Annotated in this window: 19 protein-coding genes; 6 read left to right on the top strand and 13 right to left on the bottom strand. The window is 75.1% G+C overall.

Features of this window, described 5'->3' with window-relative positions; all coding sequences use genetic code 11:
* Positions 1–24: 24 nt before the first annotated feature.
* Together AC4MBH_RS19415 and AC4MBH_RS19410 are read right to left on the bottom strand one after the other, a co-directional pair.
* Positions 25–1,080, bottom strand: coding sequence for a PHP domain-containing protein (locus tag AC4MBH_RS19415; RefSeq protein WP_491797043.1), 1,056 nt, complete (start codon positions 1,078–1,080; stop codon positions 25–27).
* Between the two features lie 303 nt (positions 1,081–1,383).
* Positions 1,384–2,175 (bottom strand): enoyl-CoA hydratase/isomerase family protein, encoded by a 792-nt coding sequence (locus AC4MBH_RS19410; protein ID WP_491797042.1) that lies wholly within the window; start codon positions 2,173–2,175, stop codon positions 1,384–1,386.
* A 147-nt stretch (positions 2,176–2,322) separates the two neighbouring features.
* Here AC4MBH_RS19410 and AC4MBH_RS19405 point away from each other — a divergent pair, with 147 nt between their 5' ends.
* Positions 2,323–2,481: a DUF5679 domain-containing protein gene (locus tag AC4MBH_RS19405; RefSeq protein WP_091115022.1), complete on the top strand. Its 159-nt coding sequence runs from the start codon at positions 2,323–2,325 to the stop codon at positions 2,479–2,481.
* Positions 2,482–2,628: 147 nt separating this feature from the next.
* Positions 2,629–3,438 carry a hypothetical protein gene (locus AC4MBH_RS19400; protein ID WP_491797041.1) on the top strand — a complete coding sequence of 270 codons (810 nt, stop codon included), beginning with the start codon at positions 2,629–2,631 and terminating at the stop codon, positions 3,436–3,438.
* A 24-nt stretch (positions 3,439–3,462) separates the two neighbouring features.
* Here AC4MBH_RS19400 and AC4MBH_RS19395 read toward each other — a convergent pair whose 3' ends face one another.
* The 5 genes from AC4MBH_RS19395 to AC4MBH_RS19375 form a co-directional block, all read right to left on the bottom strand.
* Positions 3,463–3,624: a hypothetical protein gene (locus AC4MBH_RS19395; RefSeq protein WP_491797040.1), complete on the bottom strand. Its 162-nt coding sequence runs from the start codon at positions 3,622–3,624 to the stop codon at positions 3,463–3,465.
* A gap of 140 nt (positions 3,625–3,764) precedes the next feature.
* Complete coding sequence (locus AC4MBH_RS19390) at positions 3,765–3,992, bottom strand: putative WhiB-interacting protein (protein WP_491797039.1); 228 nt, start codon at positions 3,990–3,992, stop codon at positions 3,765–3,767.
* The gene (locus AC4MBH_RS19385; RefSeq protein WP_491797038.1) at positions 3,989–4,345 is read right to left on the bottom strand and encodes a WhiB family transcriptional regulator; all 357 of its coding nucleotides are present in this window, start codon (positions 4,343–4,345) and stop codon (positions 3,989–3,991) included. Before AC4MBH_RS19385 ends, AC4MBH_RS19390 begins: the two co-directional genes overlap by 4 nt.
* 179 nt (positions 4,346–4,524) lie before the next feature.
* Positions 4,525–4,794, bottom strand: coding sequence for a hypothetical protein (locus AC4MBH_RS19380; RefSeq protein ID WP_491797037.1), 270 nt, complete (start codon positions 4,792–4,794; stop codon positions 4,525–4,527).
* Between the two features lie 169 nt (positions 4,795–4,963).
* Positions 4,964–7,015, bottom strand: a complete 2,052-nt coding sequence (locus AC4MBH_RS19375) for an ATP-dependent helicase (RefSeq protein ID WP_491797036.1) — start codon at positions 7,013–7,015, stop codon at positions 4,964–4,966.
* 83 nt (positions 7,016–7,098) lie between these two features.
* On the opposite strand from AC4MBH_RS19375, the gene AC4MBH_RS19370 reads away from it, so the two are divergent.
* On the top strand, positions 7,099–7,356 hold the full coding sequence (locus tag AC4MBH_RS19370; protein ID WP_491797035.1) for a mycoredoxin: 258 nt from the start codon (positions 7,099–7,101) through the stop codon (positions 7,354–7,356).
* Between the two features lie 25 nt (positions 7,357–7,381).
* Here AC4MBH_RS19370 and nudC read toward each other — a convergent pair whose 3' ends face one another.
* Complete coding sequence (gene nudC / locus AC4MBH_RS19365) at positions 7,382–8,293, bottom strand: NAD(+) diphosphatase (RefSeq protein ID WP_491797034.1); 912 nt, start codon at positions 8,291–8,293, stop codon at positions 7,382–7,384.
* Between the two features lie 34 nt (positions 8,294–8,327).
* On the opposite strand from nudC, the gene deoD reads away from it, so the two are divergent.
* Entirely contained in the window at positions 8,328–9,035 is a 708-nt protein-coding gene (gene deoD, locus AC4MBH_RS19360; RefSeq protein WP_491797033.1) for a purine-nucleoside phosphorylase, read from the top strand.
* 38 nt (positions 9,036–9,073) lie between these two features.
* Entirely contained in the window at positions 9,074–10,123 is a 1,050-nt protein-coding gene (locus tag AC4MBH_RS19355; protein ID WP_491797032.1) for an NAD(P)-binding domain-containing protein, read from the top strand.
* Here AC4MBH_RS19355 and AC4MBH_RS19350 read toward each other — a convergent pair.
* The 5 genes from AC4MBH_RS19350 to AC4MBH_RS19330 all read right to left on the bottom strand — a co-directional run bounded on the left by AC4MBH_RS19350 (position 10,113) and on the right by AC4MBH_RS19330 (position 21,614).
* Positions 10,113–13,364 (bottom strand): ATP-dependent helicase, encoded by a 3,252-nt coding sequence (locus tag AC4MBH_RS19350; RefSeq protein WP_491797031.1) that lies wholly within the window; start codon positions 13,362–13,364, stop codon positions 10,113–10,115. The genes AC4MBH_RS19355 and AC4MBH_RS19350 overlap by 11 nt on opposite strands.
* Positions 13,361–16,630: an ATP-dependent helicase gene (locus AC4MBH_RS19345; protein ID WP_491797030.1), complete on the bottom strand. Its 3,270-nt coding sequence runs from the start codon at positions 16,628–16,630 to the stop codon at positions 13,361–13,363. Before AC4MBH_RS19345 ends, AC4MBH_RS19350 begins: the two co-directional genes overlap by 4 nt.
* Before the next feature lie 48 nt (positions 16,631–16,678).
* On the bottom strand, positions 16,679–19,972 hold the full coding sequence (locus tag AC4MBH_RS19340; protein WP_491797029.1) for a M14 family zinc carboxypeptidase: 3,294 nt from the start codon (positions 19,970–19,972) through the stop codon (positions 16,679–16,681).
* A 148-nt stretch (positions 19,973–20,120) separates the two neighbouring features.
* On the bottom strand, positions 20,121–20,792 hold the full coding sequence (locus AC4MBH_RS19335; RefSeq protein ID WP_491797028.1) for a lysophospholipid acyltransferase family protein: 672 nt from the start codon (positions 20,790–20,792) through the stop codon (positions 20,121–20,123).
* A gap of 57 nt (positions 20,793–20,849) precedes the next feature.
* Positions 20,850–21,614, bottom strand: coding sequence for a GNAT family N-acetyltransferase (locus tag AC4MBH_RS19330; protein ID WP_491797027.1), 765 nt, complete (start codon positions 21,612–21,614; stop codon positions 20,850–20,852).
* 94 nt (positions 21,615–21,708) lie between these two features.
* Between AC4MBH_RS19330 and AC4MBH_RS19325 the strand changes: the two genes are divergently transcribed.
* Positions 21,709–24,141, top strand: a complete 2,433-nt coding sequence (locus tag AC4MBH_RS19325) for an SCO7613 C-terminal domain-containing membrane protein (RefSeq protein ID WP_491797026.1) — start codon at positions 21,709–21,711, stop codon at positions 24,139–24,141.
* The last annotated feature ends 6 nt before the right edge of the window (positions 24,142–24,147 follow it).

Genomic DNA, 24,147 nt, shown 5'->3' with positions numbered 1-24,147 from the left:
GGCCCCACCCTAGGCGACCCCGGCCTACTTCCGGGCCCACTCCAACAGCCTGTCCCGCGGCCAGGTGTTGACGATCCGGTCGGGCTCGATGCCGGCGGCCTCGGCCCGCTCGCACCCGAGCACCAGGAAGTCGAGCTGTCCGGGAGCGTGGGCGTCGGAGTCGATGGAGAACACGCAGCCGGCGTCGCGGGCCAGGGCGAGCAGGTCGTCGGGCGGGTCGCAGCGCTCGGGCCGGGAGTTGATCTCGACGGCGACGTCGTTCTCGGCGCACGCCTCGAAGACCGCCCGCGCGTCGAACTGCGACTGCTTGCGGGTGCCGCGACTGCCGGTGACCATCCGGCCGGTGCAGTGGCCGAGCACGTTGGTGTGCCGGTCGCGCACGGCGCCGATCATCCGCCGGGTCATCGGGACGGCGTCCATCGCGAGCTTGGAGTGCACGCTCGCCACCCGCACGTCGAGCCGGGCGAGCAGCTCGTCGGTCTGGTCGAGCGAGCCGTCGTCGAGGATGTCGACCTCGATGCCCTTGAGCAGCGTGAACCCGTCCTCTCCCCCGCCCCCGAGGTGGCCGTTGACGGCCTCGACCACGCCGAGCTGGCGGGTGAGCCGCTCGGCGCTGAGCCCGTGGGCGACCTTGAGCCGGGGCGAGTGGTCGGTGAGCACGAGGTAGTCGTGACCGAGCTCGATGGCGGTCATCGCCATCTCCTCGATCGGGGAGCCGCCGTCGCTCCAGTCGGAGTGGGAGTGGCAGTCACCGCGCAGTGCGGCGCGCAGGTCGGCGCCACCGGCGGTCAGCGGCGCGGCGTGGGTGCGCTCGAGGTCGGCCAGCCGGGCCGGCAGCTCGCCGCGCACGGCCGCGGTGATCACCTTGGCGGTGCTGGCGCCGACGCCGGGGAGCTGGGTCAGGGTGCCCTCGGCGACGGCACGGGTGAGGTCGTCGTCGGCCAGCGGCAGGATCGCGGCCGCGGCGTTGCGGAACGCCTTGACCTTGTAGGTGTCCTCCCGGTGCCGCTCGAGCAGGAACGCGATCCGGCGCAGCGCGGCCACCGGGCCGCCGTCGTAGGTGATGGGGGTCTCACTCACCGAACTTTTCTTCCTCCACAGGCAGTGGACGAGCATCGTCGCAGGTCACCGCAGCGTACGACGCCTCGCCCACGCCGTTGTCCACACGGCGTGCACAGCCCGGCCCGGCGCGTCTCCCAGGGTCGGGGCGGTTGTCCACAACGTTGTCCACAGGTCTGTCCACAGGGTCGGGCGTCGATCGTTGACCGCGGGTGGTCCGGCTCGTAGCGTGGCGCGCAGTGGGCCCCCGGGCCGGCGCACGACACACGCAAGGGGAAGGCGGGTGTCGGACGTCGGTGCGGGGGCCTCCTCTGCGTCGGGCGGCTACCGGCCCTCGAACCGGGGCGGCCGCTTCTCCTGCGCCGCGCGGATGCCTTCCTGCAGGTCGGCCGTGGCGAGGGTGATCGGCTGGGCCATCGCCTCCCACTGCAGCGCCGCCTCGAGGGTGGCGTGCCGCTCGCGCAGCGCGAGGGTGGTCAGCCGGCTCGCGATCGGCGCGGTCGCCGCGATGCCGGCGGCGGTCTCGAGCGCGGTGTCGAGCAGCGCCTCGGGCTCGACGACCCGCGAGACCAGGCCGAGCGACAGCGCCTCGTCGGCGTCGACGAGCCGCCCGGTGAGCAGCAGGTCGCGCGCGGCGGACTTGCCCACGACCTCGGGCAGCAGGTAGGTGCCGGCCATGCCCGGGTGCATCCCCAGCCGGACGAACGGCACCCCCATCCGGGCCCCGCGGGCGGCGAGGCGGAGGTCGCAGGCCAGCGGCAGGCACAGCCCGGCGCCGATCGCGGCACCGTTGATCGCGGCGAGGGTCGGCACCTCCAGCCTGCGGATCGAGAGCCAGGCCCGGTAGAACGGCAGCATCCGGGCCCGCAGCAGGTCGACCCCCGCGTCGGGCTCGCTCGCGATCCAGGCCGTGTCGCCGCCGGAGCAGAACGCCGGGCCCGCACCGGTGACCACCACGGCCCGCAGCGACCGGTCGGCGGCCAGCTCGTCGACGGCCGCGGCCCAGGACGCCGTCATCTCCGCCGACATCGCGTTGCGCTGCGCGGGGTTGTCGAGGACGAGCAGGGCGACCCCGGCGGCGGGTCGTTCGAGGCGGAGGTGGGTCGGCTCGGGCATGGCGAGCACGATAACGGCGCGCCGGGCGCCTGCGGCCCCCCGCACGGACGGTGCTCTAGGGTCCGAGGAGGCCCCGCGGCGACGCGGTGCCTCCGGCGGGCTTCCCCGACGTCCCCGCCGGTCCCACAGATCAGCAAGGAGGCCGTCATGGCGGAGACCTGGAGCGGCGAGTTCTACTGCGTGAAGTGCAAGGAGAAGCGTGAGGCCGAGGGCGAGGTGAAGGTCAACGACAAGGGCACCCGCATGGCGAAGGCCGTGTGCCCGGTCTGCAGCACCAACCTCAACCGCATCCTCGGCAAGGCCTGACCTCCGCCGTACCGCGCTCGTCGCCGACCCGTCGTCCCCGGACGACGGGTCGGCGCCATTTCGGGGCGGCCATCTCGGGGCGGCCATCTCGGGGCGGCCTGTGGACGACGCCGGCGCGCGTCCGCTCCACCGTGCCAGGCTCGCCCGATGGTCAGCACCGCGACCGCGCTCGGCAACGAGGTGGTCCGACTCGCTCCCGGGGTCCACGTCGTCGCGCGCGACGACGACCACGTGCAGGTCGGGCTCGACCCGCCGGCGCGGGTGATCGTCCGGCGCGACCCCGAGCTGCTGAGCGTGCTCGAGTGCGTGCGACGCGGCTGGCCGCACCCGTTGGCCAGCCCGGCCGCGGTCGCCCTGCGGCGCGCGCTCGACGACGCCGGCCTGCTGGCGGCCGCGGCCCCGGCCTCGGTGCCGGTCCGGACCGGCACCGTCGCCGTGCTCGACCGCGGTCTCGGCACGGGACCGCTCGCCCGGCTGCTGCGCGCCGGCGGGGTCGCGGTGGCGGGGACCGGCCCGGCGGGGTCGACCCCGCCCGACCTCTACGTCGTCGGCACCGCCGGGGTCCTGCCGCGGTCGGTCCTCGACGAGTGGCTCTGCGAGGGCGCTCCCCACCTCGTCGTCTCCGGCACCGGCCGGTCCGGCAGCCTGCGGGTCGGTCCCCTGGTCGAGCCCGGCGTGACCGCCTGCCTGCGCTGCGTCGACGCCGCCGAGTCCGCGCACGACCCCCGTCGCAGCCTCGTGCTCGAGCAGCTCGCGGCGCGCCCCTCGGCGCCGCTCGACCCGGCGTTGGTCGGGCTCGGCCTGGCGTGGGCGGCGCGCGAGGCGACGGCGTACGTCGGTGGGCGTCGTCCGCTCACCTGGTCGGCGACCGTCGACCTGACCGGGACGCACCCGGAGGTACGCACCTGGCAGCGCCACCCGCACTGTGGCTGCGCCTGGGACGACCTGCCGTACTGACCCGCGTGCCGGGCCGGCGGCGGCTCACCAGTGCTCGGAGTCGAGCTTGCCCTCCATGGCCCGCAGGTGCTCGCGCGAGCAGGTGTCGCAGTAGCGCTTGAGCCGGCCCTGCTCCACGCTCGTCGTCCAGGTCAGCGTGTCGGCCTCGGCAGCCTGCCGCCCGCAGAAGTCGCAGCCCAGCGTCATGGACCCACCCTAGGCCGGACGCCAGGAAGCCGGGCCCGACGTGTGTCGAGCCCGGCTTCCCGGTCTGGTGGTTCCTGTGTGGTGGTGGTGCTTCACCCGCGATCATGGGTGACGACCGGAGTTGACGGCTCCGGAGGTTCCTACAGGGCGCGGGCGAGGGCGAGGCGGGCCTGCTGCGCCGCGCGCTCGGCCTTGCGGCTCAGGCGCCGGGTGCGGACCAGGTGGTGGCCGGTCCGCAGCTGCTGCGCCTCTCCCAGGCGCGCGTTCATCTGTGATCGCGCGAGGGCTTCGTGCATGGTCTCCATGGTGGTGCTCCGATCTCGGTGAGTGGTCTGGGTGCTGCGGGTGGTGGTGCTGGGGTGGCTCACGCCACGGCGTCCTTGCGGGGCCGGCCCCGGGGGCGCTTGCGGGGGATCACCGTTCCCTGGAGGAACAGCTCACCGCCCCAGACGCCCCACGGCTCCCGACGCTCGAGGGCGCCGCCGAGGCAGACCTGCCGGACCGGGCAGGTCTGGCACAGCGCCTTGGCGAACTCGACGTCGGCCGGGAGCTCGGCGAACCAGAGCTCGGGGTCGTTGGCCCGGCAGGGCAGCAGGGTCTCGTCGACCCTGTCGGCCTGGTCGTGCAGGCAGCCGAGGCTCGGACCAGAAGTGGCCTGGAACTCGACCAGCTTGCCGTCACTGCGCTCGAGAACTGCCGTCGGCGATTCGGATCGGGTCATCGTGTCACCTCTTTCTTGCTTGATCGCGGATGTGGTGCTGGGTGCTGGGCGGTGCTGGGTGGTGCTGGGGTTCATCCCCTGTGCTCCCTGTGTGGTGCGGAACTGCCTGGAGAAACGACAAAGGCCGCGGATCCCGGTGTTCGGGTTCCGCGGCCTGGAGGCTGCTGAGCTGTTGGGTCTCAACAGATCGGCGGACTCCAGGCGGGGTAACCCGGGACGTAGGCGACGAAGGCCACGTGTCCCTTGGCAGCCAGGTCCTTGCGGTCGCGGAGGTCCGAGACATCGGTCGTCGCCTCGACGGAGGACAGACCGGTGGCGGGGATCCACGTGGCGCGCTGCTCGGTGAGGATGCCGAAGCAGGACTGGCCGCCCATGGGCATGCCAAAGCCGGACGCGGTGGGCGCGCTGGTGCGAGCGAGCGGCGTCTGGTTGGTGATGGTGATCTCCACGGGGGTCACCTCCTTCGGATCTTCTGGCGCGGGCCTTGTCAGGGCCCTGGTGCGCGGACTTGGTTGTTGGCGGGAACGCTACTTGCTCCCCGATGTAAGGAGCAAACTATTTTATGACTTATTTTCAAGGTTTCTCGGTGAGACGCCCGTCACAGGCAGACACGGCCCGTCAGGCATCGGCGACCAGGGCCAGGACGTCGTCGCCGTAGCGGTCGAGCTTGTCGGGACCGACGCCGCTGATCGCCAGCAGTGCCTGGCTCGAGGCGGGCCGTCGCTCGGCGAGCGCCTCGAGGGTGGCGTTGCTGAACACCATGAACGGGGCGATCTCCTCGGCCCGGGCGCGCTCGAGGCGCCAGCCCCGGAGCCGCTCGAACAGCGCCTCGTCGTAGGGCGCCGGGCAGTCGGCGCAGCGGCGTCGCGTCTTGTCGGAACCGGCCAGCGGCTTGCCGCACTCGACGCAGGTCCGGGTGCCGCGCGAGCCCTTCGCGCGCGCCGGTGCGCGGTCGGCGTCGGGCAGCAGCGGGTCGAGGAACCGCGACGGCTTGCGGCGGGCGGCCTGGCCCGGGTTGCGGGCCTGGGCCCAGGACAGGGCGAGGTCGGCGCGGGCGCGGGTCATGCCGACGTAGAGCAGGCGGCGTTCCTCCTCGATCGCCTGCGGGGTCTGGGCGTAGGTGATCGGCAGGGTGCCGTCCTGGAGGCCGACCAGGAACACCGAGTCCCACTCCAGGCCCTTGGCGGCGTGGAACGTCGCCAGGGTCACGCCCTGGGCGACCGGGGCGTGCTGCTCGGCCGCGCGGCGGTCGAGGTCGTCGACGAACGTCGTCAGGTCGGTGCCGGCCTCGCCGGAGTGGGCCTCGGCCTGGCTGACCAGCGCCTGCCAGGACTCCCACCGGTCGCGGGTCTGGCCGCGGGCCTCGGGCGGGTCGGGCGTCCAGCCCATGCCGGACAACGTGTCGCGGACCAGGTCGACCCAGGTGTCGCCGTCGGCGGGGCCCGCTCCCCCGCGCGCTGCCCCCCGGAGCCGGGTGACCGCCTCGCGGACCTCGGGCCGGTCGAAGAACCGGGCCGCACCGCGGATGACGTAGGGGATGCCGGCCTCGGTGAGGGCCTCCTCGTAGGCCTCGGACTGGGCGTTGATGCGGAACAGCACGGCGATCTCTGCCAGGGGGCGGCCGGCCGCACGCTGCCGGGCGACCTCGCGGGCCACCGACGCGGCCTCGGCGACCTCGTCGGGGTGACCGGTGTAGGTCACGGCCGGGCCGGCGGGGCGCTGGGCGCGCAGCTCGACCCCGGCCGAGCCGGTGCCGGCGAGCAGGGTGTTGGCGGCGCCGACGACCTGCGGGGTGGAGCGGTAGTTGCGGACCAGGTCGATCGAGGTGGTGCGCGGGTGCTTGGCGGGGAAGTCGCGCAGGTAGTCGGCGTTGGCGCCGGCGAAGGAGTAGATGGTCTGGGCGGGGTCGCCGACCACGCAGATCTCGTCGCGCCCGCCGAGCCACAGGTCGAGCAGCGCCGACTGGAGCGGCGAGACGTCCTGGAACTCGTCGACGACGAACCACTTGTACTGGCGGCGGACCTGCGCGGCGACGCGCTCGTCCTCGGCGAGCAGCCCGGCGGTCAGGAGCAGGACGTCCTCCATGTCCATCCGACCCTGCTCGCGCTTGACGTCCTCGTAGGCACCGATCAGCCGGCCGACCAGCTCGGGGTCGACCTTGGCGACGGTGCGGCCCCGGGCCTCGGCGACGGCGGGGTAGGAGTCGGGGGTGACGTTGCTGACCTTGGCCCACTCGATCTCGGAGGCCAGGTCGCGCAGCATCGCCTGGTCGGTGCGCAGCCGCAGCGAGCGCGCGGCGCCCACGACGAGCGGGATCTTGGACTCGGTCAGCGTGGGCAGCTCGGTGCCGTGGACGTGGGGCCAGAAGTAGCGCAGCTGGCGCAGCGCCGCGGAGTGGAAGGTGCGGGCCTGGACCGCCGGAGCGCCGAGGGTGCGCAGCCGGCCGCGCATCTCGCCGGCGGCCCGGGTGGTGAAGGTGACGGCGAGGACCTCGCTGGGGGCGTAGACGCCGGTGTGCACGCCGTGGGCGATGCGGTGGGTGATGGCCCGGGTCTTGCCGGTGCCGGCGCCGGCGAGCACGCGCACCGGGCCGCGCAGGGTCTCGGCCACCAGGCGCTGCTCGGGGTCGAGCTGTCCCAGCAGGTCGGCGGGGCGCAGGTCGGCAGCCATGGCGGAACAGAACTCCTGCAGGGGTGGTTGGATCGATCAGGACAGGTCGTTCCGACCCTAGACGCCCGAGGGGACACCCCAGCATGACCACTGGTACGAGCAGCTTCACGATGTACACCACGCCCTGGTGCGGCTACTGCCACCGGCTCAAGAGCCAGCTCGACCACGAGGGCATCAGCTACGACGTCGTCGACATCGAGCAGCAGCCCGAGGCCGTCCAGATCGTCGAGTCGGCCAACAACGGCAACCAGACCGTGCCGACGCTGGTCTACTCCGACGGCACCGCCCAGACGAACCCCTCCCTGGCCCAGGTCAAGGAGAAGGTCGCCAGCCTCGCCTGAGGCTCACCCTTGCCTCACCCGGGCCTCACCAGGCGCCGGGCAGCGGGCCGCCGTACCAGTGCTCGACGAGGGACCGGCTGATCGAGACGCCGCCCGGGAGCACGAGCGTGCCGGCGGTGGCCTGCTCGTGCATCTCGGCGCGCGTGAACCAGCGCGCGTCCTCGAGCTCGTCCTGGTCGACGTGGATCTCGGTGGTCACGGCGCGGCCGAGGAAGCCGAGCATCAGGCTCTGCGGCAGCGGCCACGGCTGGTTGCCGAAGTAGGTGACCTCGCCGACCACCACCCCCGACTCCTCGGCGACCTCGCGGCGCACCGCGTCCTCGAGGGACTCCCCCGGCTCGCAGAAGCCGGCGAGCGTGGAGTAGCGGCCCTCGGGCCACTGGGGCGAGCGGCCCAGCAGGCAGCGCTCGTCGTCGGCGCCGGGCTCGCCCGCGCTGACCAGCATGATCACGGCCGGGTCGGTGCGCGGGAACTGGTGCCGCCCGCACACGGTGCACCGCAGCTCGTGCCCGGCCGCGGCCGGCACGAGCCCGCCCCCGCACCGGGGGCAGTGGCGGGTCGCCCAGTGCCACTCCGCCAGGCCCAGGGCGTGGAGGACCAGGGGCGCGTCGACGGCACCGGTGCCGGCGAGGGCCGGCAGCAGGCCGCGCAGCGGGTACCACTCGCCCTCCTGCGACGCCGCCGCCTCCGGCCCGGTGATCACCGCCCAGTACGTCGTCGCGTCGCGCTCGCCGAGCAGCACCCGCACGCCGTCGGGCGCGGCGGCCGGGTCGACCCAGGGCAGCGTGCCGTCGACGGGGCGCACGCGGGTGCCGGAGACGACCAGCACCCGCGAGCGGGCGTCGTCCCAGCGCTCGGCGAGCCAGGCGTCGTCCTTGCGGTGCACGCCCAGCCGGTCGTGGGCGGCGGCGCTCAGCAGCAGGTGCGGGTAGTCCACCCGGGGAGCCTAGGAGACTCCTAGGGTGGGCCGGGTGAGCACCCACATCGGCGCCGAGGCCGGCGCGATCGCCCCGTTCGTGCTGCTGCCCGGTGACCCCCTGCGGGCGCGCTGGATCGCCGAGACGTTCCTCGACGACCCGGTCTGCTACTCCGAGGTCCGCGGCATGCTCGGCTACACCGGCAGCTGGCGCGGTCGCCCGGTCTCGGTGCAGGGCTCGGGGATGGGGCAGCCCTCGATGGCGATCTACGTCACCGAGCTGTTCCGCGACTACGACGTGCAGGCGGTCGTGCGCGTCGGCTCGTGCGGGGCGCTCACCGAGGACCTCGCGGTGCGCGACATCGTGATCGCCTCCGGTGCGTGCACCGACTCCTCGATGAACCGGATCACGTTCAGCGGGCTCGACTACGCGGCCGTCGCCGACTTCGGGCTGCTCCGCGACGCGGCGGCCGCCGGGCCCGAGGCGCGGGTCGGCCTGCTGTTCAGCGGCGACTCGTTCTACGCCTCGCGGCCCGAGCTGCTGACGCCGATGGTCGAGCACGGGGTGCTGGCGATCGAGATGGAGGCCTGCGCGCTCTACACGCTCGCGGCACGCCACCGCCGGCGCGCGCTGGCGATCTGCACCGTCTCCGACCACATCGTCACCGGCGAGGAGACCACGGCGCAGGAGCGGGAGCAGACGTTCGGCCGGATGGTCGAGATCGCCCTGCAGGCCGGCGTCGGGGACTCGCTCGGGGACTGACCGGGGACTAACCGGCCGGGCCGGGGCGTTGCCCCGGCATGGTGCTGGAAGCCGTCGTCGTCGGAGCCGGGCAGGCCGGGCTGTCGGCGTCGTACCACCTGCGGCGGCGGGGCGTCGACCACCTCGTGCTCGACGCCGACGACGCCCCCGGTGGCGCGTGGCAGCACCGCTGGGACTCGCTGTCGATGCACGACGTGCACGGCGTCGCCGCGCTGCCCGGCGCCCCGGCCCCGGAGACCGACCCGACGGCGCCGGCCAACGTGGAGGTGCCGGCGTACTTCGCGGCCTACGAACGGGAGCACGCCCTGCCCGTCGTACGCCCCGTGCGGGTCGAGCGGGTGCACGACCGGGACGGTCTGCTGGTGGTGGAGGACGGCGAGCGCAGCTGGACCACCCGCACCCTCGTCAACGCCACCGGCACCTGGTCGCAGCCGTTCGTGCCGCACTACCCCGGCGTCGAGTCGTTCGCCGGCCCCCAGTGGCACACCGCCCACTACCCGGGCGCCGAGGCGTTCCGGGGCCTGCGGACCGTGGTCGTGGGGGGCGGCGCCTCGGCCGTGCAGCTGCTGGGCGAGATCGCGCTCGTCACCGACACGGTGTGGGTGACCCGGCGGCCCCCGGTGTGGCGCACCGACGACTTCACGCCCGACGTGGGCCGGGCCGCGGTCGCGCTGGTCGAGGAACGGGTACGCCGCGGGCTGCCGCCGGCCAGCGTGGTCAGCGTGACGGGCCTCGTGCTGCGCGCGCAGGAACGGGCGGCCGAGCAGCTCGGCGCCTACACCCGGCGTCCGATGTTCGCCGCCATCGAGCCCCACGGCGTCCGCTGGGACGACGGCACGGTGGAGCCGGCCGACGCGATCCTGTGGGCCACCGGGTTCCGGCCCGCCGTCGCGCACCTCGCGCCGCTGCACCTGCGCAGCCCGCACGGCGGGATCCGGCTCGACGGCACCACCGCCGTCGCCGACCCCCGGGTGCAGCTGGTGGGCTACGGGCCGTCGGCGAGCACGATCGGCGCCAACCGCGCCGGCCGCGCGGCAGCCCGGGGCGTGGCGGCGTGGCTGGACGGCGCGGAACGGGTCACCGCGTGAACAGCTCCTCGAGGGCGGCCCGGCCGGGCAGGTCGTCGGGCTCGACGAGCTCGCCCGAGCGCACGTAGTAGAACCCCGCCCGCACCCGCTCGGGCGGCAGGTCGTGCAGCTCGGCCCACGCCAGCCGGTAGATCGCCAGCTGCAGCGGGTCGGCCGTCTGGGCGTGGCTGGTCTTCCAGTCGACGACCAGCACGGACCCGGGCGGTCCGTCGGGGTCGCGGTAGACCGCGTCGATGCGGCCGCGCACCACCTGGCCGTCGAGCACCAGCGCGAACGCCGGCTCGACCGCCAGCGGCACCCGGTCGGCGAACTCGCCCTTCTCGAACGCCTCGACCAGCTCCTGCAGCTCGACGTCGTCGGCGACGTCGGAGTCGCCGCGCCCCGAGATCTCGTCGGTGTCGAGCAGGGTGAGCTGGCCGAACCTGGCCTCGACCCAGGCGTGGAAGCGGGTGCCGAACCGGGCGGCCGGCGACGGCGGCCGGGGCATCGGGCGCGCGAGCTCGCGGGCGAACGTCGCGGGGTCGTCGCGCAACCGGGCGACGGCCGTGGCGGACAGGCTCGACGGCATCGGCACCTCGACCACGTCACCCCGGTCGCGGCGGGCCTCGGTGAGGAGCCGCTCGATCTCGTCGTCCCACTCGGCCACCCGCGCCGCGTCCATGATCTCGTCGAGGTCGTCGTCGGCGGTGGGGTCGGCCGCCGCCACCAGGGCCGCCGCCTCGAGGCGCAGCCGCGCCTCCTCGGTCTGCACGGTGGCCGGCCACGGCACCGACGGGTCGTCGTCGGCGTAGGGGTGGGGGTCGCCCTTGACCGGCTTGTCACGCCACGGCTCGGCGTCGAGCCCCCACCGCAGCAGCAGCTCGCGCACGGTGGCCTGGTAGGCCGAGGGCCCGAACGACGTCGTGCGCGGCCCCCAGCAGTAGGACGAGATCGACAGCAGGTGCGCCGGCCGGGTGACCGCGACGTAGCCCAGGCGCAGCTCCTCCTCGGCGTCGTGGGCCCGGGTGGCCTTGCGGTAGGCCTCGAGGGCGGCCTTGTCGTGCCCGGCGAGCTGCGGCAGGTCGCCGGCGTCGCCGCGCAACGGCGACGGGAGGACCGAGGGCGAGGAGGTCCAGAGGACCCGCGAGCGGTTGGAGGGGAAACGCGTCTCGCACACGCCGACGAGGAAGACCGAGGCCCACTCCAGGCCCTTGGCGCGGTGGACGGTGAGGAGCTTGACCGAGTCGGCCTCGCTCGGGCTGGCCAGGTCGAGGCCGTTGCCCTGGTCGTCCTCGGCGGTCAGGTAGGCCAGCAGCGCCGGCAGGGTCACGTCGCCGTCGACGGCCTGGAAGTCGGCGACGCCCTTGACGAAGAAGTCGAGGTTGTCGCGCCGGGCGGCGGCCGCGGTGCTCACCGCCGAGGCGAGCTCGACGTCGACGCCGCTGGCGTCCATGATCCGCCGGACCAGGTCGAGGAGCGGCTCGCCGACGTGGGCGCGCAGGTAGCGCAGCTCGGCGGCCAGCAGCGCGAACCGGTCGAGCGCCTCGGCGGAGTAGGCCGCCTCTCCCGGGTCGGCCAGCGCGTCGTCGAGCGCCGGCAGCTCGGCGGGGTCGACGCCGTCGGCGATCTCGACGAGCTGGTCGGACAGCGCCAGGTCGGCGCCGCCAGCACCCGGACGGCCCGAGATCTCGACCGCGCGGCGGCTCAGCAGCCGCAGGTCGCGCGGTCCGACCGCCCACCGCGGCCCGGTGAGCAGGGTGAGCAGGGACGGGTTGTGGGTGACGTCGTGCAGCAGGTGCAGGGTGGCGACCACCTCGGCGACCTCGGGCAGCCGCAGCAGCCCCTTGAGCCCGACGATCTCGACGGGGACACCGACGGCGGTGAGGGCGTCGAAGACCCCCTCGGCGTGGGAGTTGTCGCGGGTGAGGACGGCGATGTCGGACCACAGCCCGCCCTTCTCGCCGGTGTGCACGGCCCGGACCGCGTCGGTGAGGGCGGCGAGCTCGTCGACGGCGGTCTCGTGGACGGCGACCCGCACCTCGCCGTCGGCCGCACCGTCGGCGGGGAGCAGCGGCTCGACCTGGTCGTAGGCGTCGTAGAGCGGCGCCGCCAGGTGGTTGGCGGTCTCGAGGATCCGGCGGTCGGAGCGGCGGCTCACCGTGAGGTGGAACAGCGCGGGCGCGCCCGACGCCGGCGGGAAGGTGTCGGCGAAGTTGACGATGTTGCTCACCGAGGCGCCGCGCCATCCGTAGATGGCCTGGTTGGGGTCGCCGACCGCGGTGACGGCGTGGCCGAGCCCGGTGGCCCGGTCGGGGCCGGAGTAGAGCCGCGAGAGCATCGTGGCCTGGGCGACCGAGGTGTCCTGGTACTCGTCGAGCAGGACGACGCGGAACTTGCCGCGCTCGACGACGCCGACCTCGGACCGCTCGCGGGCCAGCCGGGCGCCCAGCTCGATCTGGTCGGAGAAGTCCATCAGGCCGAGGTCGGCCTTGAGCCGGCGGTAGTCGGCGACCAGGGCGAGGAGCTCGGCGCGCCGGTCGATCGCGAAGACGGCCTTCTCGGGCGGCTCGCGGTAGGTCTTGCGGTTCTTGCCGGCCTCCTCCTCGGCCACGGCGCGCAGGAACGCCTCCCGCTCCGCGGCGTCGAAGGCGCGGACGTCGTCGAGGGTGACGAGGTGCTCGCTCATCGCGCTGTCGAGGGCCAGGAGGTTCTGGATCGCGGTGGGTGGGTGGTCGGTGAGGTGGTGGACGTCGCCGGTGAAGCGGTCGACCACCCGCGCGCCGAGCTGGTAGCGGGCGGCGTCGGTGACCACCCGGGTGTCGGGCTCGTGACCGATGCGCAGGCCGTGCTCGGTGAGGAGCTGGGCGGCGTAGGCGTTGTAGGTGAGGACGGTGGGCTCGAGGGGCTCGGCGTCACCCTCGTCGGGGGCGTCGGTGGCGTCGGGGGTGGGCCGGGTGGGTTGGGCAGGCTCGGCGCCGAGCGCGCCGGCGGCCACCAGCGCGTCGCGGATCTTGCGGCGCAGCTCGCTCGCCGCCTTGGTGGTGAAGGTGAGGCCGAGGACCTCGTCGGGGCGGACCTGGCCGGTGACGACGAGGTAGACCACCCGGGCGGCCATCAGCGTGGTCTTGCCCGACCCGGCACCGGCGATCACCACGGCCGGCTCGAGGGGCGCCGACACGGCCGCCCACTGCTGCTCGCTGACCGGGAACTCCGACCGCATCACCGCCTGCAGCTCGGCGGGGGTGCTGATCACCCGGCTCATGCCGTCACCGAGCCGGCGCTGCGGGCCGGGCAGATCGGCACGAACGAGCAGTCGCGGCAGTGGGTGCCGGGCACCGCGGGGAACTCCTCGTCGCGCAGCAGCTGCGCCGCCGTGGCGAGCTCGGCGCGCAGCGCGCGCCGCTCGGGGCCGTCGGCCGAGGGCGGGTCCTGGGTCTGGACCACGGCGACGTCGTGGTCGTCGAGGCTGCCGAGCTGGACCAGCTGCGCTCCCCCGGACCGGGCGGGACCGGCACCCTCGGGCAGCAGCTCGTCGACGGCGCCGGCGTCGACGGCGTACTGGTAGAGCGCGAGCTGGCGGTGCTGCTGGACGGCGGTGCCCGAGGGCATCGAGCGGTTGGTCTTGAGGTCGATCACGACGACGCTGCCGTCGGCGGCGAGCTCGAGGCGGTCGGCGAACCCGGTGAGCCGGACCGGCACGTCGGTGCCGTCGGCGCCGGGGACGGTGACCACCGCGGAGAAGTCCTGCTCGACGCCGAGGACAGTGCGGGTGCCGGCGTGGTGCCACCGCAGGAAGCGGGCCAGCGCGGCGCGGGTGCGCTCGTGCTCGCGGTCCTTGGACCAGGGCGTGCGGAACTCGAGCCGGTCCCACACCTCGTCGACGTGGGCCATCAGGGCGTCGCCGTCGTCGACCGACGCGTCGATCTCGCCGCGGGCCACGCGCTCGGCCAGCGCGTGCACGATCTGGCCCAGGCTGGCGGCCTGGTGGGCGCGGGCGACGCCGCCGGCCTCGCGCTGGAGGAACCACTGGGTCGGGCAGACCATCAGGTGCTCGAGCACGCTGGCCGAGACCGGCACCGGCCGGTCGGGGTCGCGGACGGGTTCGGTCGACCACGACCGCGAGCGGGTGCCCCACCACGTCGACGGGTCGGCCTGCGGGGCGAGCCGCCGGGCGCCGGCGGTCTCGCCGGCGAGGCGGGCGAGCCTGCTCGCGGCAGCCCGGCGCAGCGGCTCGGGCGTCGCCGGGTCGGCGAGGGTGCGGCGCAGGTCGCCGACCAGGCCCGCCATCGAGAGCGGCCGCCGCGGCCGACCGACCTGGTGGACGACCGGGACGCCGAGCTCGTCGAGGAAGCGCGAGGGCTGCTCGCCCTCGTCGTCGGGTGACTGCACCGCGGTGACCACGAGCCGCTCGCGGGCGCGCGTGCAGGCGACGTAGAACAGGCGGCGCTCCTCGAGGAGCAGCTCGCGGGCGGTGACCGGGGGGACGAGTCCGTCGTCACCGATGCGGTCGGCCTGCAGCAGCGTGGCCCGGCGCCGCAGGTCGGGCCACCCCTCCTGCTGGACGTGGGCGACGACGACGAGCCGCCACTCCAGCCCCTTGGAGCGGTGGGCGGTGAGCAGGCGGACGGCGGAGCCCCGGGTGCCGCGCTCGGCGAGGGTGTCGGCCGGGATCTGCTGCGCGGCGAGCGTGGCGAACAGGTCGGCGACGCCGAGGTGGACGCGCTGCTCCTCGGCGCGGGCGACGGCGTCGAAGAGCGCGCAGACGGAGTCGAGGTCACGGTGGGCACGGCGGGCCGCTCCCCCGCCCTGCTCGACGGCGCGCCGCAGTCGCTCGGGCCACCAGGTGCCCGACCACAGGTGCCACAGCACCTCCTCGGCCGACGCGCCGGCGTCGAGCTCGGTGCGGCAGGTGGCGAGCAGGCGGGCCAGGGCCCGGGCGCGGTCGACCTCGGCGCCCTCGAGGTCGTCGAGGAAGCCGGCGTCGACCACCGCCGAGCGGAGCAGGTCGCGGGAGGTGGGCGGCGCCTCGTCGTTGGCGCGCCCGGCCGCCTTGGCGCGGGTGCGGAGCTGGCGACCGAGGCGGCGCAGCTGGCCCGCGTCGAGCCCGCCGAGCGGGCTGAGCAGCAACGACTCGGCCCGCGAGGCGTGCACGAAGTCGACGTGGTCGGGGTCGTCGTCGTGCAGGTGGACGACGGCGCGGACGGCGTCGAGCAGCGGCAGGACGGCGGGGTCGCGCACCAGCGGGACCTCGTCGTTGGTCACCTCGACCGGGACGCCGGCCGCCCCGAGCGCCCGGCGCAGCGGCGGGATCGTCGACCGGCCCGAGCGCACCAGCACGGCCATGTCGGACCAGTCGATGCCGTGCTCGAGGTGGGCCCGGCGGAGCAGGTCGGCGAGGTGCTCGGACTCGGCGCGGTCGGTGTCGAAGGTGAACACCTCGGCCTTGCCCGGCGTGGTCGCCTCGGAGACCGGCGCCAGGAACGCGCCCTTGGCGGAGTCGGGGATCGAGCCCGGCAGCGCGAGCCGCGACGCCACCCGCTGCGAGGCGAGGAGCAGGTGGGGCCCGAAGCGCCGGGTGGTGCGCAGCGCGACCACGTCGGCCGGGGCCCCGTCGGGGCGGGGGAACTGGGCGGGGAAGTCGAGGATGCCGCGCACCTCGGCGCCGCGGAACCCGTAGATCGACTGGTGCGGGTCGCCGACGGCGACGAGGTTGCGGCCGTCACCGGCGAGCTGGCGCAGCAGGGCGACCTGCCCGGGGTCGGTGTCCTGGTACTCGTCGACGAAGACGTAGCGGTAGCGCTGGCGCAGCTCGTCGCGGTGGGCGGCGGCCTCGATGGTGGCGCGGCGGATCAGGTCGGCGTAGTCGGTGGCGCCCATCGAGTCGAGGGTGGTGAGGTACTGCTCGAGGAACAGCCCGGCCGCCACCAGCTCGGGGAGGTGGTGCTCGGCGCCGAGGGCGACCAGCTCGTCGCCGTCGAGGCCCTTCTCGCGGGCCCGGGAGAGCACGGCGTTGACCTCGCGGGCGAACCCGCGGGTGCCGAGCGCGCGGTGGAGCCCGTCGGGCCAGCGGACCGACTCGGGGTGGTCGGTGAGCAGCTCGCGCAGGACGACGTCCTGCTCGGGCGCCGAGAGCAGCCGCAGCGGCGCGGCGTAGATGTCGGCGGGCGCGTGGTGGCGCACCAGGGCGTAGGCGAAGGAGTGGAACGTCGAGGCCAGCCCGGTGGCCAGCGTGCGGCCGAGGCGGGCGGTGACCCGGTCGCGCAGCTGCTCGGCGGCCTTGCGCGAGAAGGTCAGCGCGAGCACGTTGTCGGGGTTGACGCCCGGCTGCTGCAACCGGTCGACCACCGCCTCGACCAGGGTCGTGGTCTTGCCGGTGCCGGGGCCGGCGAGCACGAGCAGCGGACCCTCGCGGTGGTCGACGACGGCCTGCTGGTGCTCGTCGAGCACGGGCACGTCGACGGCGACGCGCTCGCGCACGAGCCGGTAGCTCGTGGTCGGGGCGGCGGTGCCGGGGGCGGTCGTGGTCACGACGACCACCTAACCACCGGGCACCGACACCGCCCGCCCCGCTCCGGGTCAGCCGAGACGCAGCCACCGCACGGGCGAGGACCCGGCCTGGACCAGGGCGCTGCCGGCGTACGTCGCCTGCAGCGCGTGCTGGCCGCGCGCGAGCCGCACGGTGAACGTGCGCCGGGTGGCGCTCGGCCCGAACGCGACGGTCCGGAGCACCTGGGAGCCGTCGCGGACGACCACACGGGCGTCGTTGGGCATCCCGACGGCGTCGAAGGTCACGCTGACCTGGACGCGCCGTCCGGCGCGCTCCTCGACGTCCAGACCGACCACCGAGCGGGCCTTGGTCACCCGCACGGTGACCGGGGCGCTGGTCGCGGGCTGCAGCGCGGCCGACGACGGCGTGAACCGAGCGGTGTAGGTGCGGCTGCCGGGGCGGACGCCGGTGACGCTCACCGTGGCCGACCCGTCGGTCACCTCGGCCGTGCCGACGGTCCGGCCCGCGACGTCGAGCACCTCGACGGTGCCCGCTGCCGGCCCGGTGGCCGACATCGCGGTGACGTCGAGGCGGACGGGCCGCGGGTAGGCGACCGGCGACGCCGCGGACAGCGTCACGGTGGTGGCCTGCGGGCCGGGCACCCCGGTGCCGGCGGGACCGGCCCAGAACAGCGCCCGGGCGGCCTGGCTCAGCCCGCCCTTGGGGTGGGTGCGGAAGAACACCGACGTGCCGAAGACGACGGCGCGCGCGCCGGAGGCGGCCTCACCGGAGATGACGGCGGCCTGGCCGGCCGCGTTGGCCGGGCCGTTGGCCAGCGGGAGGCCCTGGCTGGTGCCGGGCCGCCAGTGGCCGGCGAGCAGCGGGTCGGCGGCGTAGGTCTGCTCCACCTCGGTGGTCGCCCCGAGGCCGGTGAACCAGTAGGCCGGGTAGACGAACGCGGCGTCCTGGGCGTACGGCGCGAGCAGCGAGCCCGCGGGGGTGTCGACGTCGACAATGCCGTTGCCCGAGCCGTTGCCGGACACCACGGTGCCCGAGACCAGGCCGAAGGTGCTCGCGACGTTGAACGCCTGGTTGGTGCGGCCCACGATCGACCCGCCCTCGTCGACGAACCGCTGCACCGCGGCGCGTCCCGGCGTGCCGGCCGTCGTGGCGAACGACGTGCCGACCCACAGCACGTCGGCGTCCTCGAGCCCGGTCGGCGTGCCGTTGGTGGCGGCGGTGTTGACGCCGGCGGCCGTGACCGCGACGAGGTCGTCGAACCCCAGCTCGGTCAGCGACAGGCGGTCGTCCTGGTTGCCGACGTAGGCGAGGGTGAGGTCGGTCAGGGCCTTGGTCGACTCGTCGTCGAGGGCGTCGACGTCGGCGGCCGAGGCCCGCTCGACCGGCACGTCGTAGGTCGTGGAGACCTCCGCGACCGCGGCGCGGTCGCCCGGTGCTGCGACGACCGAGCCGTCCTCGAGCATCGACAGCGCGACGCCCTCCTCGAGCAGGGCGTTGACGGCACGGACGTCGTCGACGCCGGCGACGTCGAAGGCCAGGTAGCCCGCGGCCGGCAGGGCGGCGTCGGACGCCGGCGCGGCGACCGGGGCGGTCGGGCCGACCGGGCCGGCGTCGGTGGTCGAGCCGACCTTGTCGACGGTCGCGCCCCACAGGTAGGACCAGCTCCACGCCGAGACGTCGTACATCGACGGCACCTTGGCCGAGATGTCGTCGCCGAGGTCGAGCAGCGAGCTGGCCAGGCCGCGCAGCGGCTGGTGCATGTCGACGACGTAGGACCCGGCGGGGTACGTCGTGCCGCCGACCGTGGCGGGTGCGGTGAGGGCGCCGACCTCGATGCCGTGGAAGAGGAGGGCCTCGACGAGGTTCTCGGCGTCGGCGGCCGAGCGCTGGTCGTCGCCGACCGGGATCACGTAGGCGCGCGGCAGGGTCACCGGCTCCTGGTCGTCGGCGACGTCCCACAGCGGCTTCCACTGCGACGGCCCCGGGATCGCGGCGATGTTGGCGGTGGTGACCGAGGTCTTCGGCTCACCGGCGGCGCCGCGGCGGAAGACCTCGATCTGGTTGGCCAGCATCTCGCGGGCGTTCGTGGGGACGTTCAGGTACTCGACCATGCTGCGCACGGTCTCGACGCCGACCGCGGTGTTGACCCGGGCGTTGGCGGGCGTCTGCCGCACGCCGTTCGGTCCGCCGCGCTGCAGCGGCAGCTCGACGGTGGACGTCGCGGCGCCGTAGAACGCGGCGTACTGGGCGGTGAAGATCGGCGGGAAGTCGTCCCAGCCCGACGGGGTGTCGCGGTAGGGGATCTTGATGAACCCGGTGTTGACGGTGGTGACGTCGGCCGGCGACGCGGCACCGGGGACGTAGTAGGTGTTGCCCGGGATGTCGGCGGCGACGACCTGCCGCTCGACCTCGAGCGCCAGCGCGTAGTTGTGCGGCAGGTAGAGGTCGTACTCGTAGTTGGAGCCGTGCGGCGGGCCGGCGGGCTCGACCTGGAGCACCCGGGTGTAGCCGTGCAGGTCGGAGCTGTAGATCGGCTGGATCGCCTGCGCGGTGCGCACGAACGACGTCGCCTCAGCCGTGGTGTTGGTGATCATGTCGCGGTTGGGGTCGAGACCCAGGGCGGTCGCGCGGGTGGCGTTGGTGCGGCCGTCGGGGTTGAGCGACAGGGAGAAGTAGAGGCGGTTGTTGCGCAGGATGCTGCCGACCTCCGCCGTCGGGGCGGTCACCAGCCAGTCGATGTACTGCATGACCGCGTCGGTGCCCTCCCACTCGTTGCCGTGGATGTTGGCACTGACCCACACCGGGGTCTTGTACTGCGCGAGCAGCCGCGGGTCGGCCGCGGCGGCGGCGGGGTCGGACCTGATCTGCTCGCGCCAGGCGCTCTGCTCGGCGGTCACGTCGGCGGTCTCGGGCGCCGTGACAGTGACCAGGTAGAGGTCGCGGCCCTGCTCGGACTGCCCGACCACCTGGGTCGAGATCCGGTCGCTGGCCGCCATCCAGTCGGTGAGCCGCGGGGCGAGGTCGGCGTGGCTGAGCAGCTCGGCGGTCCGCGCCGCGTCGTCGGGGTTGTCGCGGTAGTAGCGCAGCTGCGGCTGGAACGGGTAGGACGCCGGCATCTCGATCGGGTCCTCGACGGCGGGCGCGGCGGCCGCGCGGCGTACGACGTCGGCGCGGTCGGCCGGCAGCCCGCGCGCGGCGGTGGCGGGGCCGCGACCGGCGTCGGCCGGCGTGCTCGTCGGGTCGGGCGCGGCACGCAGGCCGGTCCCGGGCGGTGCGGCGACCGCTCCGGGGACGACGGCCGGCACCGCCAGCACGGTGGCGAGCAGCGCGCTGCCGCCGAGGGTGAGCAGGGTCCGCTTCAAGGGTCCTCCACGAGAGTCATGCCGCGAGAGTCACGACAGGCCGTCAGGATGTCTGACAACGTGTGTCGTGCGGATGAACTCGCGCCGCCGTCTCGCGATGTGGTTCCCCACCACCCCATCGAGTGGGGTCCGGGCCGCCGGGCGGGGCTCAGGCGTCGGGTGCCCGGTCGTTGTAGACGCCGGCCTGCTCCTGGCCCGAGAGCGCCCCGACGGCCGTCATCACCTCGTCGGTGAGCAGTCGCCGGGCCCGGCCGAGGGGCACGCCGTCGTAGCGGCCCGCCACCTCGATCGGGGCGCCGAACGACACCGTCACCGGCACGATCCGCGGCAGCCGGGCGCCCACCGGCTGCAGCCGCTCGGTGCCGACCAGCCCGACCGGGACGATCGGCACGCCGGCGGTCAGCGCGAGGTGGGCGACGCCGGTGCGGCCGCGGTAGAGCCGGCCGTCGCGCGAGCGGGTGCCCTCGGGGTAGACGCCGAACGCCTCGCCCCGGTCGAGCACCTGCAGGGCGACGTCGAGCGAGGCGATGGCGGCCCTGGTGTCGTCGCGGTCGACCGGCAGCATCCCGAGACCGGTGAACCACGCCTTGGAGATCGCGCCGCGCACCCCGGGGCCGTCGAAGTAGTCGGACTTGGTGAGGAAGACGACCTTGCGCGGCACCACCACCCCGAGGACGACCGAGTCGGCGAAGCTGAGGTGGTTGCTGGCGATCAGCACGCCGCCGGTCGTGGGGACGTGCTCGAGCCCGGTGACCGTGGGCCGCCAGACCGCCTTGGCGACGGGCGGGACCAGCGTGTGCAGGACCCGGTACAACTCCACGCGGGTCAGTCTGGCGGTTACCGGTGAGTCCGACGAACCCCTGTCCGGCGGGAACGCCTAGGCGCGGGTCCACACCCACGGCGTCGTGGTGGTGACCGGCACGAGCCCCGACCGCTCGAGGATCGGGCGCGACATCGGGGTGCAGTCGCTCTGCAGGTAGCGGACGCCGCGGGCCAGGGCGGAGCGCGCCCGGCCGGCGGTCAGCGCCCGGTAGAGGCCCAGCCCGCGGTGGGTCGGGAGCGTCGCGCCGCCCCACAGCCCGGCGAACTCGGTGTCGTCGACCACCACGAGCCGGCCGGACGCCACCGCCGCACCGCGGTCGAACGCGCCCCAGGCCTCGACCCGGCCGTCGCCCCGGGCCACCTGGTCGGCGAGGTCGCCGACGCGGCCGAAGACGCTCCGCGCCACCGCGGACGCCGCGGCGAGCTCGTCGGCCGTCTCGAGCCGGCGCACCTCGAGACCGGGACGCAGCGCGACGTCGACGGCCAGCGCGGAGGCCTCACCCACCATCACCGTCTCGACCTCCTCCGGCACCAGCCCGTGCGCGCGGAGGGCGTCGTGGAGGCCCGGCAGGTCGTCGTGGTCGCGAGCCTTCCACTCGAACGTCGGCACGCCGGTCTCGTCGCGGAACCAGGCGACGGTCGCGGCGACGAGGTCGGCGACGTCGTGGCCGTGCAGGTCCTCGTAGCTGACGAACCCGCGGTCGTCCCAGGTGGCCCGCCACAGGGGCCCGGCCTGCTCCCAGTGGCCGGCGTCCGCGACCTCGGCCACGCCGCGCAGCTGGGCGTCGTAGGCGGCGAGCAGGGCCTCGGGATCCCTCATGCCCGCAAGTCTCGCCCACCTGGGCCCGCGTACTCAGGACGAGGTGAGCCGCGACGTCGATCCGCGCGGCGCCGGCCGGCGGTGGGATGGAGGCATGTTCACCTACGCCAGCTCCCGGTTGTGCCCGTCGTGCCGTGAGCCCCTCCCCCAGCCGGTCGCCCCCGACCATTCCTGTGCCCGGTGCGGCGTGCCGGTGGGCCACCCGCTGGCGGCCGAGGTGTTCGCCACGCTCCAGCGCGCCGACGCCCTCGTCGTCCGCCTGCGCGCCGCGCGGGGCCCCCAGCCCGCGCCGGCCCCGGCGCGGCTCGCACCGGTGCCGTCGGTCGCGTGGCACCCGCGAGGAGCGGAGCCGGGCGGGACGCCGCCGCGCACCGGCGTGCGGACCACCTCGGTGCCCGCGATCCTGCTGGGCCTCGGGGCGCTGTGCCTGCTGGTGGCGGCGGTGACCTTCCTGGCGGTGGCCTGGTCGTGGCTCGGGGTGGGCGGCCGCACGGTGGTGCTCGCGACCCTGACGGTCGCCACCGCGGCCACGGGCAAGCTGCTGGAGGCCCGCGGGTTGCGGATCGCGGCCGAGTCGCTGGTCACCGTCGCCCTCGGCATGCTCCTGCTCGACGTCGTCGGGGCCGAGCGCTCCGGGTGGTTCGACCTCGGCGGCGCCGGCCTGGCGCTGACCCTGGGCCTGTCCCTGGCCGCGGGTGCGGTCCTGCTGGTGCCGGGCGAGCACCGGCTCGTCGTCCCGCAGGTCGCCGCCGTGGGCGGGTTGTTCGTCGCGCAGGCGTCGCTGCCGTTCCTCGTCGGCCACGGCCTGCTGGTCCCGGCCCTGGCCACGGCCGGGTTCATGGGGCTCGCCGTCGCCGTCCGCGACGCCCGCGACCTGGTCGTCGTGAAGTGGGCCGCCGTGACCGCCGCCGGGCTCGCCTGGGCCGACCTCACCCTCACCGCCCTCGCCCGGCTCGTCGACCTCGGCGCTCTCACGGTGGCCGGGCTCTGGGGCAGCAGCACCGGTCCGGCCCTCCTGGTCGCCGCGCTGCTGGTGCTCACCCCGGCCGCACTGAGCCGCAGCACCGAGCTGCTCCAGCTCGTCACCACCACGTCGGCGTCGATGCTCACCGGCCTCGTCGTGCTGCCGGTGCTCGACGACGGCGTGGCCCGCGTGGCCGTCGCCTCGCTCGTGGCGGGCGGGCTGTGGACGGCCGTCACCGCCGTCGTCCCGCGGTCGCACCTCGTGGTGCCGGCCCTCCCGGCCGTCCTGTCGCTGGTCCCCGGTGTGTCGGTGGCGCTGGTGCTCGGCGGGCAGGCGCTCGACTCGGCGCTCACGCCGACCGCCGACCTGTGGCTCGACCCCACCGACCCCGTCGCCCCACCGCTGCTGCTGGTGTGGACCGCCGTCACCGTCTCCGCGCTGCTGGTCGTCCTGGCGCCGCGGAGCGCCCGCGGCGCCGCGGCGGTCCGGGCGGTGCTCGCCGTGCTGCTGCTGGCCGGAGCCGCGACCCTCGCCCTCCAGCCGGTCCCCCTGTGGACGCTCGTCGGCACCCTCGGTCTCGGTGCCGCGGCGTACGCCGTCGACGCGCTGCGCCGCGACGACCTCGCCGCCACGCTCCAGCTCGTCGCGGCCGGGTCGGCGCTGGTGGCCACCCTGGCAGTGGCCGCCCCGAGCAGCGCGCTGCTGCTGGTGCCGCTCGGGCTGCTCGCGGCGACCGCGGCCGCGGCCCTGGTCGCGGGTCGGTGCGCGGGGGCGGCCGAGCTCGGCGGCCTCGCCCTGCCGCCCGCGCTGGGCGGCGTGACCTGGGTGCTGGCCGACCTGGCCGGGCTCGACGCGGCTCGCGGGGTGCCGGTGCTCGTGGTGCTCGCCGCCGTCGCGATCGCTCACCCGCGCGCCGAGGTCGAGGTGACCGCGGCCCTGGCCGGCGTCGTGGTGGCGGCCTCGTCGATCCCCCTGGCGACCGACCAGACCCTCAGCCTGGCGGTGCACCTGACCGTGGCCGGCGCGCTGGTCGTCGTCCACGCGCTGGTGCACCCGTCGCGCCGGCCGCTGGCGTGGGTCGGCTCGGGCCTGCTGGTGCTGGCCACGTGGGTGCGGCTCGCCGACGTCGGTGCCGACGCACCGGAGCTCTACACGATGCCCACCGCGCTCGGCCTGCTCGTGGTGGGCCTGGTGCGGATGCGGCGCGACGACGCCTCCCCCACGGCGGTGGCCCTGCTGCCGGGCCTGCTGCTCGCGACCGTGCCGACCTTCCTGCACGTGGCCGCCAACGACCCGGTCTCGCCGCGCGCCGCGCTGCTGGGGCTCGGCTGCCTGGTCCTGGCGGTCGGTGGCGCCCAGCTGCGCTGGAGCGCGCCGCTGCTCGTGGGGGCCACCGTCGGTGGCCTGCTCACCCTCGTCGAGCTGGCACCGTACGCCGCCGAGACGCCGCAGTGGGTCGTCATCGGCCTGGCCGGCACCGTGCTCGTCGTCGCAGGGACGACGTGGGAGCGCCGGGTCGTCGACCTGCGGCGCGCCACGACGTACGTCGGCCGCCTGCGCTGAGCAGGG

Source organism: Nocardioides sp. WJ219, from assembly GCF_058559815.1.
This window is presented reverse-complemented; position numbering and strand designations above follow the sequence as displayed.

Bases quoted from the DNA above. Each gene is read 5' to 3' on its own strand.
- AC4MBH_RS19410 (WP_491797042.1), bottom strand. From the start codon at position 2,175: ATGCCCGAGCCGACCCACCTCCGCCTCGAACGACCCGCCGCCGGGGTC.
- AC4MBH_RS19405 (WP_091115022.1), top strand. From the start codon at position 2,323: ATGGCGGAGACCTGGAGCGGCGAGTTCTACTGCGTGAAGTGCAAGGAG.
- AC4MBH_RS19400 (WP_491797041.1), top strand. From the start codon at position 2,629: ATGGTCAGCACCGCGACCGCGCTCGGCAACGAGGTGGTCCGACTCGCT.
- AC4MBH_RS19395 (WP_491797040.1), bottom strand. From the start codon at position 3,624: ATGACGCTGGGCTGCGACTTCTGCGGGCGGCAGGCTGCCGAGGCCGAC.
- AC4MBH_RS19385 (WP_491797038.1), bottom strand. From the start codon at position 4,345: ATGACCCGATCCGAATCGCCGACGGCAGTTCTCGAGCGCAGTGACGGC.
- AC4MBH_RS19375 (WP_491797036.1), bottom strand. From the start codon at position 7,015: ATGGCTGCCGACCTGCGCCCCGCCGACCTGCTGGGACAGCTCGACCCC.
- AC4MBH_RS19370 (WP_491797035.1), top strand. From the start codon at position 7,099: ATGACCACTGGTACGAGCAGCTTCACGATGTACACCACGCCCTGGTGC.
- AC4MBH_RS19355 (WP_491797032.1), top strand. From the start codon at position 9,074: ATGGTGCTGGAAGCCGTCGTCGTCGGAGCCGGGCAGGCCGGGCTGTCG.
- AC4MBH_RS19350 (WP_491797031.1), bottom strand. From the start codon at position 13,364: ATGAGCCGGGTGATCAGCACCCCCGCCGAGCTGCAGGCGGTGATGCGG.
- AC4MBH_RS19330 (WP_491797027.1), bottom strand. From the start codon at position 21,614: ATGAGGGATCCCGAGGCCCTGCTCGCCGCCTACGACGCCCAGCTGCGC.
- AC4MBH_RS19325 (WP_491797026.1), top strand. From the start codon at position 21,709: ATGTTCACCTACGCCAGCTCCCGGTTGTGCCCGTCGTGCCGTGAGCCC.